The 15055-nt window shown below is 67.4% G+C and carries 13 protein-coding genes; 4 read left to right on the top strand and 9 right to left on the bottom strand.

Annotation, left to right across the window (positions count from 1 at the left end):
- Window position 1: 1 nt before the first annotated feature.
- The 4 genes from LCL61_RS40650 to LCL61_RS40635 all read right to left on the bottom strand — a co-directional run bounded on the left by LCL61_RS40650 (window position 2) and on the right by LCL61_RS40635 (window position 5193).
- Entirely contained in the window at window positions 2-1630 is a 1629-nt protein-coding gene (locus tag LCL61_RS40650) for a (2,3-dihydroxybenzoyl)adenylate synthase (RefSeq protein ID WP_340684651.1), read from the bottom strand.
- Between the two features lies 1 nt (window position 1631).
- The gene (locus LCL61_RS40645; protein WP_340684650.1) at window positions 1632-2675 is read right to left on the bottom strand and encodes a ketoacyl-ACP synthase III family protein; all 1044 of its coding nucleotides are present in this window, start codon (window positions 2673-2675) and stop codon (window positions 1632-1634) included.
- Window positions 2672-4018, bottom strand: coding sequence for a salicylate synthase (locus tag LCL61_RS40640; protein WP_340684649.1), 1347 nt, complete (start codon window positions 4016-4018; stop codon window positions 2672-2674). Before LCL61_RS40640 ends, LCL61_RS40645 begins: the two co-directional genes overlap by 4 nt.
- 89 nt (window positions 4019-4107) lie before the next feature.
- Complete coding sequence (locus LCL61_RS40635; protein WP_340684648.1) at window positions 4108-5193, bottom strand: 3-deoxy-7-phosphoheptulonate synthase; 1086 nt, start codon at window positions 5191-5193, stop codon at window positions 4108-4110.
- 404 nt (window positions 5194-5597) lie between these two features.
- On the opposite strand from LCL61_RS40635, the gene LCL61_RS40630 reads away from it, so the two are divergent.
- Window positions 5598-6059, top strand: a complete 462-nt coding sequence (locus tag LCL61_RS40630) for an Rrf2 family transcriptional regulator (protein WP_340684647.1) — start codon at window positions 5598-5600, stop codon at window positions 6057-6059.
- Between the two features lie 545 nt (window positions 6060-6604).
- Window positions 6605-8098, top strand: coding sequence for a DHA2 family efflux MFS transporter permease subunit (locus LCL61_RS40625; protein ID WP_340684646.1), 1494 nt, complete (start codon window positions 6605-6607; stop codon window positions 8096-8098).
- A gap of 90 nt (window positions 8099-8188) precedes the next feature.
- On the opposite strand, the gene LCL61_RS40620 is transcribed toward LCL61_RS40625, so the two are convergent.
- Window positions 8189-8965, bottom strand: a complete 777-nt coding sequence (locus LCL61_RS40620) for an SDR family NAD(P)-dependent oxidoreductase (protein ID WP_340684645.1) — start codon at window positions 8963-8965, stop codon at window positions 8189-8191.
- A 230-nt stretch (window positions 8966-9195) separates the two neighbouring features.
- Entirely contained in the window at window positions 9196-9783 is a 588-nt protein-coding gene (locus LCL61_RS40615) for an LmbU family transcriptional regulator (RefSeq protein WP_340684644.1), read from the bottom strand.
- A 505-nt stretch (window positions 9784-10288) separates the two neighbouring features.
- Here LCL61_RS40615 and LCL61_RS40610 point away from each other — a divergent pair.
- Window positions 10289-11977: an FAD-binding oxidoreductase gene (locus LCL61_RS40610; protein ID WP_340684643.1), complete on the top strand. Its 1689-nt coding sequence runs from the start codon at window positions 10289-10291 to the stop codon at window positions 11975-11977.
- Between the two features lie 7 nt (window positions 11978-11984).
- Here LCL61_RS40610 and LCL61_RS40605 read toward each other — a convergent pair whose 3' ends face one another.
- Window positions 11985-12572: an HhH-GPD-type base excision DNA repair protein gene (locus tag LCL61_RS40605; RefSeq protein ID WP_340684642.1), complete on the bottom strand. Its 588-nt coding sequence runs from the start codon at window positions 12570-12572 to the stop codon at window positions 11985-11987.
- 93 nt (window positions 12573-12665) lie between these two features.
- Window positions 12666-13544: a LysR family transcriptional regulator ArgP gene (locus LCL61_RS40600; protein WP_340684641.1), complete on the bottom strand. Its 879-nt coding sequence runs from the start codon at window positions 13542-13544 to the stop codon at window positions 12666-12668.
- A gap of 66 nt (window positions 13545-13610) precedes the next feature.
- On the opposite strand from LCL61_RS40600, the gene LCL61_RS40595 reads away from it, so the two are divergent.
- Complete coding sequence (locus tag LCL61_RS40595) at window positions 13611-14225, top strand: LysE/ArgO family amino acid transporter (RefSeq protein ID WP_340684640.1); 615 nt, start codon at window positions 13611-13613, stop codon at window positions 14223-14225.
- On the opposite strand, the gene LCL61_RS40590 is transcribed toward LCL61_RS40595, so the two are convergent.
- Window positions 14226-15050, bottom strand: a complete 825-nt coding sequence (locus LCL61_RS40590) for an aldo/keto reductase (protein ID WP_340684639.1) — start codon at window positions 15048-15050, stop codon at window positions 14226-14228.
- Window positions 15051-15055 lie beyond the last annotated feature (5 nt).

Raw genomic sequence — 15055 nt, 5'->3', positions numbered from 1 at the left:
GTCAGCCTTTCTGGTTCGTTACCGGCGGGCGGGATCGCTCGGCGAGCCGCACCAGCGCCACCTTGTCGACCTTCCCCAAGGGGGTGACCGGGAGTTCGTCGACGAACTCCACCCGGTCGGGAAGCTTGTAGCCGGCCAGCCCGCGGTCGTGCAGTGCGCGCTTGAGGTCGGGCAGTGACGGGCGTTCACCGGCCACCACGAGATAGGCGCAGGTTCGTTCTCCGAGGAAGCCGTCCGGCACGCCGACCACCGCCGCGCGGAGCACACCCGGGTAGCCGAGCAGGTGCCCCTCCACCTCCGCCGCGGAGATCTTGTCGCCGCCCCGGATGATCACGTCCTTGATCCGGCCCTCGATGACCAGGTCGCCGTCGGCGGTCAGCCGGGCGAGATCCCCACTGCGGTAGAAGCCGTCCTCGGTGAACGCGATCGCGTTGTGCTCGGGTGCGCGGTAGTAGCCCCGCAAGGTGTAGGGGCCGCGGGTGAGCAGTTCGCCGACCTCGCCGTCGGCGACATCGTGATCGTCCGGGCCGACGATCCGGAGTTCGTCCTCTTCGGACAGTGGCCTGCCCTGGGTGCCCAGCACCACCTCCGGCGCGTCGCCGAGCCTGGTGAGGGTGAGCAGTCCCTCTGCCATGCCGAAGACCTGCTGGAGCTCGCAGCCGAGGACCGGGGTGATCCGCTCGGCGACCGACCGCTGCAGTTTGGCGCCGCCGATCTGGACGACCCGCAGGCTCGACAGGTCCGCCTCGGACCACTCCGCCGCCTCCAGCCACAGCTGGGCGATGCTCGGCACCACCGAGGTCACGGTGACCCGCTCGCCGGCGATCAGGGCGAAACAGTCGTCGGCCGTCGGGTCGTCGGCGAGCACCACCGTGCCGCCGGAGACCAGCGTGCCGAGTACTCCGGGGCAGCCCCAGGTGAAGTTGAACTCCAGTGGCAGAACCGCGAGATAGACGTCCGAAGTGGACATTCCGAGCACCGCGGACGTGGCACGCACCTGGTAGGCGTAATCGTCGTGGGTGCGCGGGATGACCTTCGGCAGTGCCGTCGTCCCGCCGGAGAGCAGGAAGAACGCCGCGTCCGACGGATCCTGTTCGGCGAGCTCGCCGGGTTCGGCGTCCACAGTAGACAAGTCGATGACGTCGCCGCCTTGGCCGCTGAGACTGAACAGCAGCCGAAGCGAAGGCGCGCCGGAGCGGACCTCCTTCGCCAGCACCCGGTGGTCGAACCCGCGGTGCACACCGGGCAGCACGTACGCCACCGCGCCGGTGCTCCGGCACAGATGCCCGATCTCCTGCGAGCGGTGCGCGGTCAGCGCGAACACCGGTTTGGCGCCGAGCCGGAACAGCGCGAAACACACCGCGACGAACTCCGGCACATTGGGCAGCTGAACCACGACCCGGTCGCCGGGAGCGATGCCGTACCGGGCGAACCCCGCCGCCATCCGATCCGCCCAGCGGTCGAGTTCGGCGTAACCGATCCGGCGGTCGCCGTGCACCAGCGCGGTGGCCTCGCCGTGCTCGGCGGCGGCCGTCCGCAGCACGGTGCCGAGTGTCTCGCCCCGCCACAGCCGGGCTTCCCGGTATCGCCGCGCCAGTTCGGCGGGCCAGGGGGTGCATCCTTCCAACACGTCAGTTCTCCGTCGCTGGCTGGTGGGCGGTGAGGATTTCGACGACGGCGGCACCCATGGAGGCACCCGCTCCCGAGGACACCAGGAGCACACGGTCACCGGGGCCGACCTGCCCGGAGGTCCACAGGTGTTCGAGCCCGAGGAACACCTCGGTCACCCCGGCGTGCCCGATTCGCCTGATGTAATCCCAGATCCCGCGTTCGGAGTCGATGCCCAGCGGGTCGAGGAACATCGTTTCCAGCGATTCCCAGCCGAAACCGGGGTGCGCGACCCTGGCGATCTCGTCGAGGGTCACACCCGCTTCCTTGAGCACCGACTCGGTGGCGGCGACGATCTTGTCGCCGAAGTAGCCGATGGGCGGGGTGACACCCAGCGCCCACTGTTCGCGCATGTACTCCCGCCGCTTGGTGAAGTCCAACGGCTCTCCGACGGTCACCCCCGGTGGGAACAGCGGGTCGCCGCCGCGGTCGAGTGCCTCCATCCGGGCGTCGGACACCGAACCGATCGCCAGTAGCCGGGCGAACCCGTCCCCGCGGGACAGGGCCACCGCCGCGGCGGAGTCGGCGAGCACGAACGCCGAAGAGGTGCGCCAGCGATCCACCAGCGGGATGGAGAAGTTGTCCGCGGCGGTCACGAGCGCGGCCGGGTGGCTGGGATTGGCCAGCAACCGGGTCGCGGCGAGTTCGAGCGCGGCCAGTCCGCCGAGGCAGCCCTGCTTGACCTCGATCGCCGGGATCGGCCGGTCCAGGGTGTTGTTCAGGATGTAGTGCGCGGGCGACCAGGCGTCCGGTCCCTGGTGGTGGGCGTGGCTGTGCAGCAGGACCCCGAAGTCGTCCGCGGCCCGGCCGGAACGCCGGATCGCGAGGTTCGCGGCCTCGACCGCCATGTCCGGCGCGGGCGTCGGCCCGGCGACCGTGACCGACAAGATCCCCGACGCCTCGCGTGCCGCCTCGTCGTACCAGCCTTGTGCCACCGCGTGTTCGGTGCTCACCCGGTCCGGCAGGACGCTGCCGATCCCGGAAAGATAGACGTCCTCCGTCCTCACGCGGGCACCTCCGCCTTGACCTCGGCGGCGACCAGGAAACGCGCGACGCTGTCGAGCTTCTCGCAGGTCTCTTCGAACTCCCGGTCCGGCTGGGAGCGGCCGACGATGCCCGCGCCCGCGCGCAGCCAGGTCCGGCCGTCCTGGCGGTAGACGGTCCGCAGCACCAGCGCGGCGTCCATCGCTCCTGACTCGTCCACGGTCAGTACCGCGCCGCTGTACAGGCCGCGGCTCTCGGTCTCGTAGCGGCGAATGGCCTCGTACGCGGCCTCTTTCGAGACCCCGGACGCGGTCACCGCGGGAAAGACGGCGGCGAAGGCGTCCCACGCGTCGTGACCGTCGGCGAGCCGGCCGGTCACCCGGGAGGCGATGTGCTGGACGCTGCCCCGTTCCTCCAGCGTCATCAGGTTGCGGACACCCACCGAGTCCGGTTCGCAGACGGTCAGCAGCTCGTCGTTGCCTACCTTCACCGAGATCGCGTGCTCGTAGATCTCCTTCTCGTCCGACAGCAGTTCCCCGCGCAGCCGGTCGTTGGTCGCGGCATCCGCGGTGAGCGCCCTGGTGCCTGCCAGCGGCTGGCTGACGACCGTGCCGTCCTCGGTCACGCTGACCACGATCTCCGGGCTGAACCCGGCGGCCTCCAGGCCGCCCAGCCGGACCAGGAAGGAGCGGGCCGGGGTGTTCCGACGGCGACCCAGCACATAGGTGCCGACCAGGTCGATGTCCTCGTCCACCTGCACGAGCCTGGAGAGGATCACCTTCTGCAACCGCGCGTCGGCGATGTCCCGCACCGCATCCGCGACCGCGGCGCGGTACTCGTCGCGGCCGGTCTGCCTGACGTCGAGCGGAACCGCGTCGTTCGCACGGCCTTCGACCGGGCGGACGAGCAGGTCGACGAGGACGGCGAGGGTGTCCGGGTCGGTGGAGCGCACCCATGCCCGGCCGGAGCCGATGCGCACCTCGCTCTTCGGCACCACGAGGTACAGCAGGGGCTTGCCGTCCACATGCTCGCGATCACCGTCCTTGGCGTAGGACAGTTCGAAAGTCGCGGTGCCATAGGCCCGCCAGCCCCGGACCGGCACCATCCCGAGCAGTTCCTTGACCTGGCGCAACGGCTGATCACTCCAGGGCAGTCGCGCGGTCCGCACGCCGCCGAGCCGGGCCCCGTCCCGATCGAGGGTCACCTCGGCGAGCACCCCGCCCGCGTAGGACCAGTGCCCGTCCCCCTCGTAGATGACGAATTCGCCGTGCGGGCCCGCCTCGGCCAACCGGGCCGACAGGTCGAGCGGATCCCCCGCCACCTCGATCGACGTCTCGACGTATTGCGCCCACTCTGTCCCGCCCATTCCAAAGACCTCGATTCTGCTGACATGACGACAGGAAAAGGAATACGGATCCGCGTTCGCGGAAAATGCTCACGCTCGGCATCCGGACGCTATCCACGCCAGGCTGAAACCACTTCAATGGCCTGTTTCGGGTTGAGTCTCGGATCGCAGAAACTGGTGTATTTGTCTCCGACGTGGCCGATCATCGACTCGTTGGCGACACATTCGGTGACCTCGTCGGGCGTGGTCTCCAAATGCAGCCCGGCGGCGACTCCCCGCCCCGCGGAGACCGCACGCCGGAATTCGACGATCTCCTGTACGACGGTTTCCACGAACCGGGTCTTCAGCCCGTCCGGGCCGCTCACGGTATTGCCGTGCATGGGGTCGGTGAGCCAGGGGAGCCGATGGCCCGCCTCGCGGACCGCGGCGACCAGCGGCGGCAATCGCTCGGCCACGTTCCCGGCGCCCATCCGGGAGATGAGGGTGAGCCTGCCGGGGGTGCGGAAGGGGTCGAGCCGCTCGCAGAGCGCGACCAGCCCGTCCGGCGTCATATCCGGCCCGACCTTGCAGGCGATCGGGTTGTCGATCGTGGCCAGCAGGGCGGCGTGGGCACCGTCCAGCTGGTTGGTGCGGTTGCCGATCCACGGCCAGTGCGTCGAGGTGAGCAGCCACCGGCCGGTCTCGTCCCGGCGGAGCAACGGCAACTCGTAGTCGAGCAGCAGCGCCTCGTGGCTGGTCCAAACCGACGCCTCCGGCCGTTCACCGTTGCGTAGGCGCAGGTACTCCATCGCCGCGCCCGCCGCGTCGTAGCCGTCGAGCAGGCGCTCCGGATCCGGCCGCCGAAGCAGCGGGTCCGGCTCCGGGCTGTTGACCAGGTGTCCGCGATAGACGGGCAAGTCGGCACCGCCGACCCGCTCCGTCGGCCTGGACCGCGGTTTGGCGAACTGGCCCGCGATCCGCCCCACTCGCAGTACGGGCTTGCCCGTTGCCATCTTCAGTGCCCCGGCCAGCATGTCCAAGAGGGCGATCTTGCGGGCCACGTACCCGGGCGTGCATTCCGCCGGATCCTCGGCACAGTCGCCCGTCTGCACGACCAGGAGCTCACCCGCCGCGACCCTGGACAACCGGGAATTCAAGGTCCGGACCTCGTCCGCGTGTACCAAAGGCGGCCGATCGGCGAGTACCTCTCTCACCATTCGCACATGCTGGTGATCGGGCCATTCCGGCTGTTGCAAAGCCGATTCGGCCGAAATCACTGGCAGCTCACTTCGCACCAGAGCCTCCCCCAATGAGCCAAGTCCGCCAGGACTTGATTGCCTGACTGGCGGCGTTCGACCATTTATCTGCCGCTGGGCACGGGCGGCGAATATGCTCGCCAAATACCGCTGGAATTCGCGGTGGATTCGATCACCGAATCTATCAGAACACCGGGCACCTGAGTAGGTCCGCCGTTCCCGCCGTCTCGCCAGCGGGACAAATGCGCCCGCCGGCTATCGGCGGCGAATCCGCTGCTTCGCGCCCGATCGGGACGGCCCGCACCCCGTCGTTGACGCCGGTCCGAACTGAAACTATGCTGGTTGCAGTTGAGAAAGGGGGTTGGGTGGCTCTCAGTAGCAGGAGCGCGGCGGCCATTCACGCATTGACGATGCTGGCGCGCTGGGACGATTCGCTGACCTCCGCGGAGATCGCGGACAGCCTGGCGAGCAATCCGGTGCTGGTTCGACGCATTCTCGGCAGTCTCCGTGACGCCGGACTGGTGCGGTCGACGGAGGGACGCGGCGGCGGTTGGACGCTGGCCCGCCTTCCGGAGGAGATCACGCTCTACGACGCGTACACCGCGGTCGAACAGGGACCGATCCTGACCCGTCATGCCCATCCGCCGAGCAGCACGTGCGATGTCGGCCGTCATATGCGCGCGCTGCTCGACGCGGAGTTCCGGGAAGCCGAACAGGCCATGGAGGAACGGCTCGGCCGCACGACGATCGCCTATCTCGTCCAGCAGGTACTGGCCAAGGGGCGCGAGCTCGCCCGCGAAGAGGGTCTTCGCGCCGGCCGCGTCTGAAGGTCAGAGAGGCCGTGTCGTCACGCGAAACGAGAGGCGTCGGTCCAGTCATCGCAGGCCGGAACACCTGGAGTGAAGAAGACTTTCCTCGCATGCGATGACGCTGCTGGTTTAGTCAAGACCGGGCCGATCAGGCGCGGTGAGCCCAAAGTGGCAGAACCGGTCACATCTGTCCATAAAGGACAATCGTCGAGAGTGGAATGTCTGATCGATACCTAACTGCGCGGTTTTCTTGCGGTCGCGAGTGGGCTGAAGACGGGGTCGTGAGTGGCGATTCGGGTTAGAGCCCNAATGCCGGTTCGGGTTAGAGCCCGAATCGCCACTCACGACCAGCTCTACCGACGCCCCACCTGCCACAACGACACCATCGGCACCTGCATGCACCAGCCAGACTTGGCAGCCGAGACCCACTCGCCCGAATAAGGCAACAGCAGCATGCGATGCGGCGAAAGTCCCCTTCGCCCGGCCCGAAACGCCGCTCACGACCGACCCGATCCACCGACACGCGCACCGCGTTTCCGGTGCGGGACACCAGAACGGAAGCCATGTCCTCGAAATCCAGCCCGTGGCCCGCGCTCTACGCGGTCATCGTCGGTTTCTTCATGCTCCTGCTGGACATGAGCATCGTCGCGGTGGCCAACCCGGCGATCATGGCGGACCTGCATGCCGACGTCTCCCAAGCCATCTGGGCCACCAGCGCTTACCTGCTGGCCTACGCGGTGCCGCTGCTGATCACCGGCAGGCTCGGCGACCGCTTCGGCCCCAAGAACGTCTACCTGCTCGGGCTGGCGGTGTTCACCGGCGCCTCGCTCTGGTGCGGAGCGTCCACCAGCATCGACATGCTCATCGCGGCGCGCGTCGCGCAGGGACTGGGCGCGGCTCTGATGACGCCCCAGACGATGGCCGTCATCACCCGGACCTTCCCGCCGGACAAACGCGGCGCGGCCATGGGCCTGTGGGGTGGCGCGGCGGGCCTGGCGGCGCTGGTCGGCCCGATCGTGGGCGGCGTGCTGGTGGACTGGCAGGGCTGGCAGTGGATCTTCTACGTGAACGTGCCCATCGGCATCGTCGCGTTCGTGCTGGCGGCCTGGCTGGTGCCCGCGCTGGAGACTCGTGAGCACAAGTTCGACATCACCGGGATGGCCCTGTCCGCGATCGGCATGTTCCTGCTGGTCTTCGGCATCCAGGAGGGCAACGCACGGAACTGGGACCTCGTCATCTGGGCGCTGATCGTCGCCGGGATCGCCGTGTTGATCCTGTTCGTCGTCAACCAGTCCCGCAACACGCGGGAACCGCTGGTGCCGCTGAGTCTGTTCAAGGACCGCAACTTCTCACTGTCTAATGTGGCCGTCACTTCGATGGCCGCGGCGGTGAACGGCCTGTTCGTGGTCGCCTACTTCTATCTGCAACAGGTGCGGGACCTGTCACCGACGAAGTCGGCGATGGTGTTCGCGCCGATGGCGATTCTCACCGGCTTGCTCGCGCCCTTCGTCGGCAAGATCGCCGATCGGCTGCCGCCGCGGATCATCCCGACCATCGGTTTCGCCCTGTTCGCCGGTACCTTGTTCGGCTACGCGTGGATCATGACGCCGGACTCGTCCCTGGCACTGTTCGTCGTCCTCGGCGCCATCGCCGGCATCGCGAACGCCTTCGTCTGGGCGCCGCTCGCGGCCACCGCCATCCGGAACTTGTCCATACGACAGGCAGGAGCGGGCTCCGGCGTGTTCCTGACCACCCGCCAGATGGGCTTCACGCTCGGCTCGGCCGCCATCGGCGCGCTGTTGTCGACGCGTATCGCGGCACAGGGACTTCCGGCAGGCCCGATCGGCGAAAGCGGTGACGGCACCAGTGTGCGCGACCTGCCACCCGAACTGCGAGAAACGGTGCTGCACAAGCTGAGTACCGCGCTCGGTCAGTCCATGTACCTGCCGGCACTGGTCCTGCTGGTCGGCTTGGTCGCGTCCGCGCTGTTCGCGGGAGCGCGCCGTACCGCCGAAGCGCCGACGGCGCGGACGGCGAAATCCGCCGCGAGGCGCTGAAGCCCGTACGGAAAACCCCGGCGGACCCCAGATTGCCGAAAGGCCCCTTTCGTCAGATGAAAGGGGCCTCTCGGCTAACCGGTCACCGGCTCAGACCGTTTTCATCATCCCGCCGTCGATCACGAGATCCGCACCGCTCATATTTGCCACCTTGCCGGAGGCGAGGAACACCACGAGTGCCGCGATCTCCTCGGGGTCGGCGAACTCGCCGGTCGAGGTGCCGACGGTGGCGGGCAGCTGGTCCTTGAACGTGTCCAGCGTGGCACCCGCTCGTTTGGCGATCATTTCACCGGGACCGCCGGGCGAAGTCCACAGATCGGTCCAGACCGGGCCGGGCGAAATCGTGTTCACCCGCAGACCCTGGCCGCCGAACTCCTCGGCGAGTGCCTTGCCCAGGTTCGACACCGCGGCCTTGACCGCGGATTGCGCGACCAATCGCGGCTGGGGCAGTTTCGCGTTGACCGAACTGATGTTGATCACCGCGCCGCGGCGCTCCAGCAGGCTCGGAAGCGCGGCGCGCGTCGCGCGGACGTTCGACATGAACGTCACATTGAAGGTGTGCAGGAATGCCTCGTCATCGAGCTGAAGGAATCCGCCGGGCGGCGTCGACGTGCCCGCGACATTGTTGACCAGCAAGTCGATTCCGCCGTGCTGGTCGAGAGCGTGCTGTACGACGCGGGCGGGCTCGTCGGGGTGACCGAGATCGGCCTCGAGCGCGTCCGGTGTCAATTCCTTCAATCCGGCGGTGACGGTGCGGCTGCCCGCAACGACCGTGTATCCGTCCTCGACCAGCGCGCGAACAATCGCCAGGCCGATCCCCCTTCCAGCTCCGGTCACTACAGCGACACGCGTCGTCTTCGTCGTCATGGGAAATTTCCTCCACCGCTTCAGCGGCAATAGTCGTGCTGGATCGTCATACCGTCGCCCGGTCTCAGGTGACCGAATCCCACATTCGCCCGGACATGCGACCGCCCCGGAGGTTCGTCCCGCCAGCGGGACGAACCTCCGGCCGTCGATCGGGCTCTGCTGAAACCGCGTTCACGTGTAATATCCCTTTCGGTGCGCTTCTCAGCTCCACCGGCAGGCATTTACCGTCATCACTTCGATTTCGTTCTCAATATATCTTCCGCCGCCCGGTCCAGGATCAGTACCATCCAGTTCTCCAGGTGATCATCAGCCTGTTGCGCGGCGGCCCGCCAGCGCTCGACGCGTTCCCTGGCGACGGCGAGTCTCGGTATCACAGAGGTCGATTCCGCGGCGGCCTTCTTTTCCGGCTTGATCCCGCGCAGCCGGCGGCGAAGTTCGTTGCGGGACCACCTCCCTTCCTCGGCAAGGTCCAGCCAATGGTCCTGTTCACAGGCGTCCAGTGCGGCGACTTCGGCGTGATGCTGGAAGCTCAGCAGTTCCCTGCGTCTCTCCAGTTGGAATCGGCGAGTGACCCAGGCATAGTTACGCAGGGTCTGATAGTCGAGCCCTGCGGCGTCGATGGCCCGTACATAACGATCCGCGTAGTTCTCCTGACCGCAGACCAGCCAGTCGCCAAGACACCAGGCCGACGAGTCGAAGATCCGAGAAAGCTGCACTCCTGCTCGTTCCCAGTCGCTGTAGGAGAGGCTGGGCGGGATTCGCAGGCCAAGGCGAGAGATCAGCACCTGGTCGGCGCGGACCTGCGCCTTCGGTTCCATTCGCGCCGGCTCGAGAACGTTTCGGTTGGTTGGTGGCACAGTTCCCCCTGAAGGGTCGGACATTGTCGATTGGTGTACTTGCGATGAATTCCAGACGGCGTGGATCGACGCAGCAGACAATGGGCGACCTGACGGAGCCGTCGTCGAAACGATAAGGGACGGCCCCGGCGCGTCTCACTCCGTGAAACCGCTCCGGGTATACCGGCTCGACGTCGTGAACTCACCGCATAGACACCCCCCATAGGCCACCCTCGATAGTAGCCCAGTCGTTACTCATGTGCGTTGCCCGTGACGCCTGTTACGGGCTACTCCGAATGCGCCCCAACGGATGTGGTGCTCTGGTAGGCTCGCGCTCACTTGGTGGCACGGGGGCCCGCCGAGGATGGGGTGCTGTGGGGGCAGCGGCGTATATTCTCCGACGGCTTGTCTCGATGACGACGCCCGTCATCCTGTTCTGCCGTGATCTCCAGCGCTGTATTCGACATGACTTCAGTGGGGAAAAACAATGAACGAAATAACCTCCGATGTCGCGCGCGGAAAGGGCAGGCGGGCATTTCTCAGTGCGACCGCGGGATTGGCTGTCGGCGCCGCCGCGCTTCCGTTGCTGGGTTCCGGAACCGCGAACGCGACCGACCGGATGACCGACGCTTTCGGTCCCTTCACCGTCAAGCCGGGTGATCCTCGTTATGGGGAATTGATCACCGGAAACAATCAGCGCTGGGTGGGATCCCCCGATTGTTTCCAGCTGGTCGGTTCGACCCAGCAGGTCGTCGACGCGGTCCAAGCCGCGGTCACGTCGGGCAGGCGGATCGCCGTGCGCAGTGGCGGACACTGCTACGAGGACTTCGTCAGCAATCCCGACGTGCGCACGGTGATCGACATGTCCGAAATGGACTCGGTTCACTACGACCCGAACATGAAGGCCTTCGCCGTCGAACCCGGTGCGCGGCTGCTGAATCTGTACGCCACCCTGTACAAGGGCTGGGGGGTGACCCTCCCCGGTGGACGGTGTTACTCGGTGGGCGCGGGCGGGCACATCTGCGGGGGCGGCGATGGTCCGTTGTCCCGGCGCCACGGGCTCACCGTCGACCACCTGTACGCCGTCGAGGTCGTGGTGGTCGATCAAGCGGGCAAGGCGCGCAGTGTCGTGGCGACCCGCGAGCCCTCCGATCCCCACCGGGATCTGTGGTGGGCGCACACCGGCGGAGGCGGCGGGAACTTCGGCGTGGTCACCCGCTACTGGCTGCGCTCGCCCGGCGTGACCGGTGCCGATCCGGCCGGCGCGCTGCCCAAACCGCCGTCGACCGTTCTGGTCAACGGAATGTCGTTCTCGTGGGCGGAACTCACCGAGGCGAAATTCGCCAGGCTGGTGAAGAACTTCAGCGGATGGCACGAGCGCAACAGCGCGCCGGATTCGCCGGGTACCGCATTGTCGGCTTCGCTCGCCTTGAATCACAAGTCCAATGGCAATGTGGGCATGTTCGTCCAGGTCGACGGTGATGTGCCGAACGCGGAGCGGTTGCTCGAGGATTTCGTGAACGAAATTCGCGACGGCGTGTCGGCGACGGTGCTTCCGCTGAGCGGAACCGTGGGCGAGTACAGCGCGATGCCGCAGCTGGTCAATGCCCAGCGGCTGCCTTGGTTCCAGTCCGTTCGGCTGCTGGCGACCAATTCGCCCATGCTGACGAATCCGACGCTACGCGCGGACCACAAGTCGGCCTACCATCGCAAGGCTTTCAGCGACGCGGACCTGGCGGTCATCTACAAGCACCTCACGAGCGCCGCGATCGACAACCCGAACGCGATGCTGCTGTTGCTTCCGTACGGCGGGAAGGTGAACGCCGTGGACCCGGCCGCGACCGCCGCTTCGCACCGGAGTTCGGCGTTCCAGGCGCTCTGCCAGAGCTTCTGGTCCGCCCCCGGCGACGACGCCAAGAACCTGGCCTGGGTCCGCAAGTTCTATGCTGAGCTCTACGGCGCCACCGGTGGAGTCCCGGTCCCCAACGACCGCACCGACGGCTGCTACATCAACTACCCCGACACCGACCTGTCCGACCCCGCGTACAACGCGTCCAAGGTTCCTTGGCACGACCTGTACTACAAGTCCAATTACGCTCGCCTGCAACAGGTCAAGGCCAAGTGGGACCCGAAGGACGTCTTCCGGCACAAGCAGTCCGTCAAACGTCCGTCCTGATCCGTGGTTATTCGGCGGTCGCCTTGGCGGCTTCTTTGGCCGCTTTCTTGAACGCACGGACTTCGGCGAGGGTTTCGGGGCTGGTGACGTCGGCGATGGAACGGCGGGAGCCGCGGTCGCCGTAGGCGCCGGCGAGGGCGCGCCAGCCTTTGGGCTGGACGCCGAGTTGTTTGCCGAGGAGCGCGAGGAGGATTTTGGCTTTTTGTTCGCCGTAACCGGGGAGGGCTTTGAGGCGTTTGAGGACCTCTTCGCCGTTGGGTTTCGGTCGCCCGGCCGTCCAGATCGCGGCGGTGTCGCCGTCGTAGTGCTCGATGATGTACTGGGCGAGGGTTTGGACGCGCCGGGCCATGGAGCCGCCATAGCGGTGGATGGCCGGTGGTGTGACGCAGAGTTCGACGAAGGTCTCGGTGTCGGCTTCGGCGATTTTGTGGATGTCGAAGCCGTCCATTCGGTCGGCGATCTTCTTCGGCCCGCGGAAGGCGTGTTCCATGGGGTATTGCTGATCAAGCAGGAGACCGGTCACCAGTGCGAACGGATCGTCGTTGAGCAGCTTGTCGGCGTCGGCGTCGCCGGTCAGTCGGAGCTCGTTCGGCATGGCCTCATCTTCCCGGATCAGAGGTGGCACGGCGGCTACCCGCGATGCGCGTCCTGCGCCCAGGATCTCACGACCCGGCCGATCCGCGCGTCTTCATCCTTGTGGGTCGACCAGCAGGTCCGCGGCCGCCGTGGTGATGGCGGCCGAAACCGCCGCCAGCGCGGGGGAGTCGAGTTTCCACTGCTGCCAGAACAGCGGTACGTCGATCGGGTGATCGGGGTCGAGGCAGACGAAACTGCCGTCGCGCAGCCGGTCGCCGATCTGCGCGAGCGGCACCATGCCCCAGCCCATCCCGGCCGCGACGGCGTCGAAGAACCCTTCGGAGGACGGGACGTAGTGCCGCAGCCGGCTCGCGATCGTGCCGCGCTCGCGAGCGAAGCGGTCTTGGAGGTCGTCACGGCGGTCGAAGACGACGACGGGTGCTTCGGCGAGGTCGAGGTCGGTGCCGAGTGCCGGGCTCACGACGGCGAGGTAGCGCATGTGCCCGAGCCGCTGCACCGAACACCCTGCGACCGGATCGGGTGACGACGTCACGGCGGCCATCACCAGGCCCTCCCGCAGCAGGGTCGTGGTGTGGTCCTGGTCCTCGCGATGCAGTTCGAAGCAGATCTTCTGCTCGGACGGCACCCTCGTGAGGGCGGGCAGGAACCAGGTCGCCAGCGAATCCGCGTTCACCGCGATCGGCAACCGGACCGGCTCGTCGCCGGTGGTCAGGCCGAGTTCGGCCCGGGTGTCGGCCTCCAGCAGCGCCACCTGACGGCCGAACCGCACCACCGCCTGCCCGGATTCGGTCAGGCGCACGGGTTTCGTGCGGATCAGCAGGACACGGCCGGTGCGCTGTTCGAGCGCCTTGACGCGCTGGCTGATCGCCGACGGGGTCACGTGCAGTGCCGAGGCCGCCGCGTCGAACGTGCCTTCGTCGGCGACCACCAGCAGCGTGCGGACCAGTTCGAGGGGCAGATCTGTCATCACGAACGCTAATCTTACGTAAGAATCTTTAGCTGTACTGTTGACGAGTGGCTTCCTAGTGTTGTTCGCATGGGAGACGTTCTGTTCAGCGCGGTCGCCGGGTTCGGCGCCACCATGGCCCTCATCGTCGCGATCGGCGCGCAGAACGCCTTCGTGCTGCGCCAGGGCATCCGGCGCGAAGCCGTGCTCGTCGTGGTGCTGATCTGCATCTTCTCGGACGCCATCCTGGTCAGCCTCGGCGTCGGCGGGGTCGGAGCTCTGGTGGGGTCGTCACCGGAAGCGCTCACCATCGTCGCGCTGGTCGGCGGCGCTTTCCTGCTCTGCTACGGCGCCCTCGCGGCCCGTCGCGCGTTCAAGCCGTCCGCGCTGGAGACCGGCGGCCCGGAGACCGGCGGATCGTTGCGCCGCATCGTGCTGACCACGCTGGCGATCACCTGGCTGAATCCGCACGTCTACCTCGACACCCTTCTCCTGCTCGGCGCCATCGCGGCCGGACACGGCAGCGACCGGTGGGCGTTCGGCGTGGGTGCGGTGTCGGCCAGCGTGATCTGGTTCCTCGCGCTGGGTTTCGGCGCCCGGCTGCTCAGCGGGTTCTTCCGCAAGCCGTCGTCGTGGCGGGTGCTGGACGGTTTGGTCGCCGCGACGATGATCGGCCTGGGGGTGGCACTGGTGGCCGGGGCCTGATCACGGCAAGCGAGCCAGCATCTCGGCGGTGAGCACCAGATCGGCTGCGGCCGCCGAATCGCGTATGGTCGCGGGCCTCGTCGAGCCGGGGATCACGATCATCGACGGCGACTTCGCGAGCAGCCAGGCCAGGCATACCCGTTGCGGGCTGACCCCGAGATCTTCGGCCACGGAAAGGAATTCCCCGCCGATGCCGCGGAGCGGGCCCCACGGCAGGTAGGCGAGCCCGAGCTCGGTGCACAGGGCCAGTTCCGGTTCGTGCGACAGATTCGCGGGCGCGTGCTCGTTCTGCACCGAAACCAGTGTCTCGCCGAGGATGTCCCGCGCTTCGAGGATCTGCGCGCGGGACACATTGGATATCCCGGCGAGCCGGATCTTGCCTTCGTCGGCCAGCTCCTTGATCGCGCCCACGGAATCCGCCCACGGCACGTTCTCATCGGGCTTGTGCAGCTGATAGAGCCCGATGGCGTCGACGCCGAGGCGTTTCAGAGACCCCTCGCAGGCGTTCCTGAGGTGCGCGGGAGTCCCGGTGACGGTCCACGAACCGTCACCGGGACGGCCACGGCCGCCCTTGGTCGCGACGAGAACCCCGGCCGAGTCGCCGCGGACGGCCAGCGCGTCGGCGATGAGCATCTCGTTGTGGCCGGTTTCGCCCGCGTGCCAGTGGTAGGAGTCGGCCGTGTCGATCAGCGTGACCCCGGCGTCGAGCGCGGCGTGGATCGTGGCGATCGCGCGGTCCCGATCAGGACGGCCCTCGATCGACAGGGGCATCGCGCCCAGCCCGATCGCGCTCACTTCGACGTCTCCGATGTTGCGGTAACGCATGGGGG

Source organism: Amycolatopsis coloradensis (assembly GCF_037997115.1).
Taxonomy (GTDB): Bacteria; Actinomycetota; Actinomycetes; order Mycobacteriales; family Pseudonocardiaceae; genus Amycolatopsis; species Amycolatopsis coloradensis_A.
This window is presented reverse-complemented; position numbering and strand designations above follow the sequence as displayed.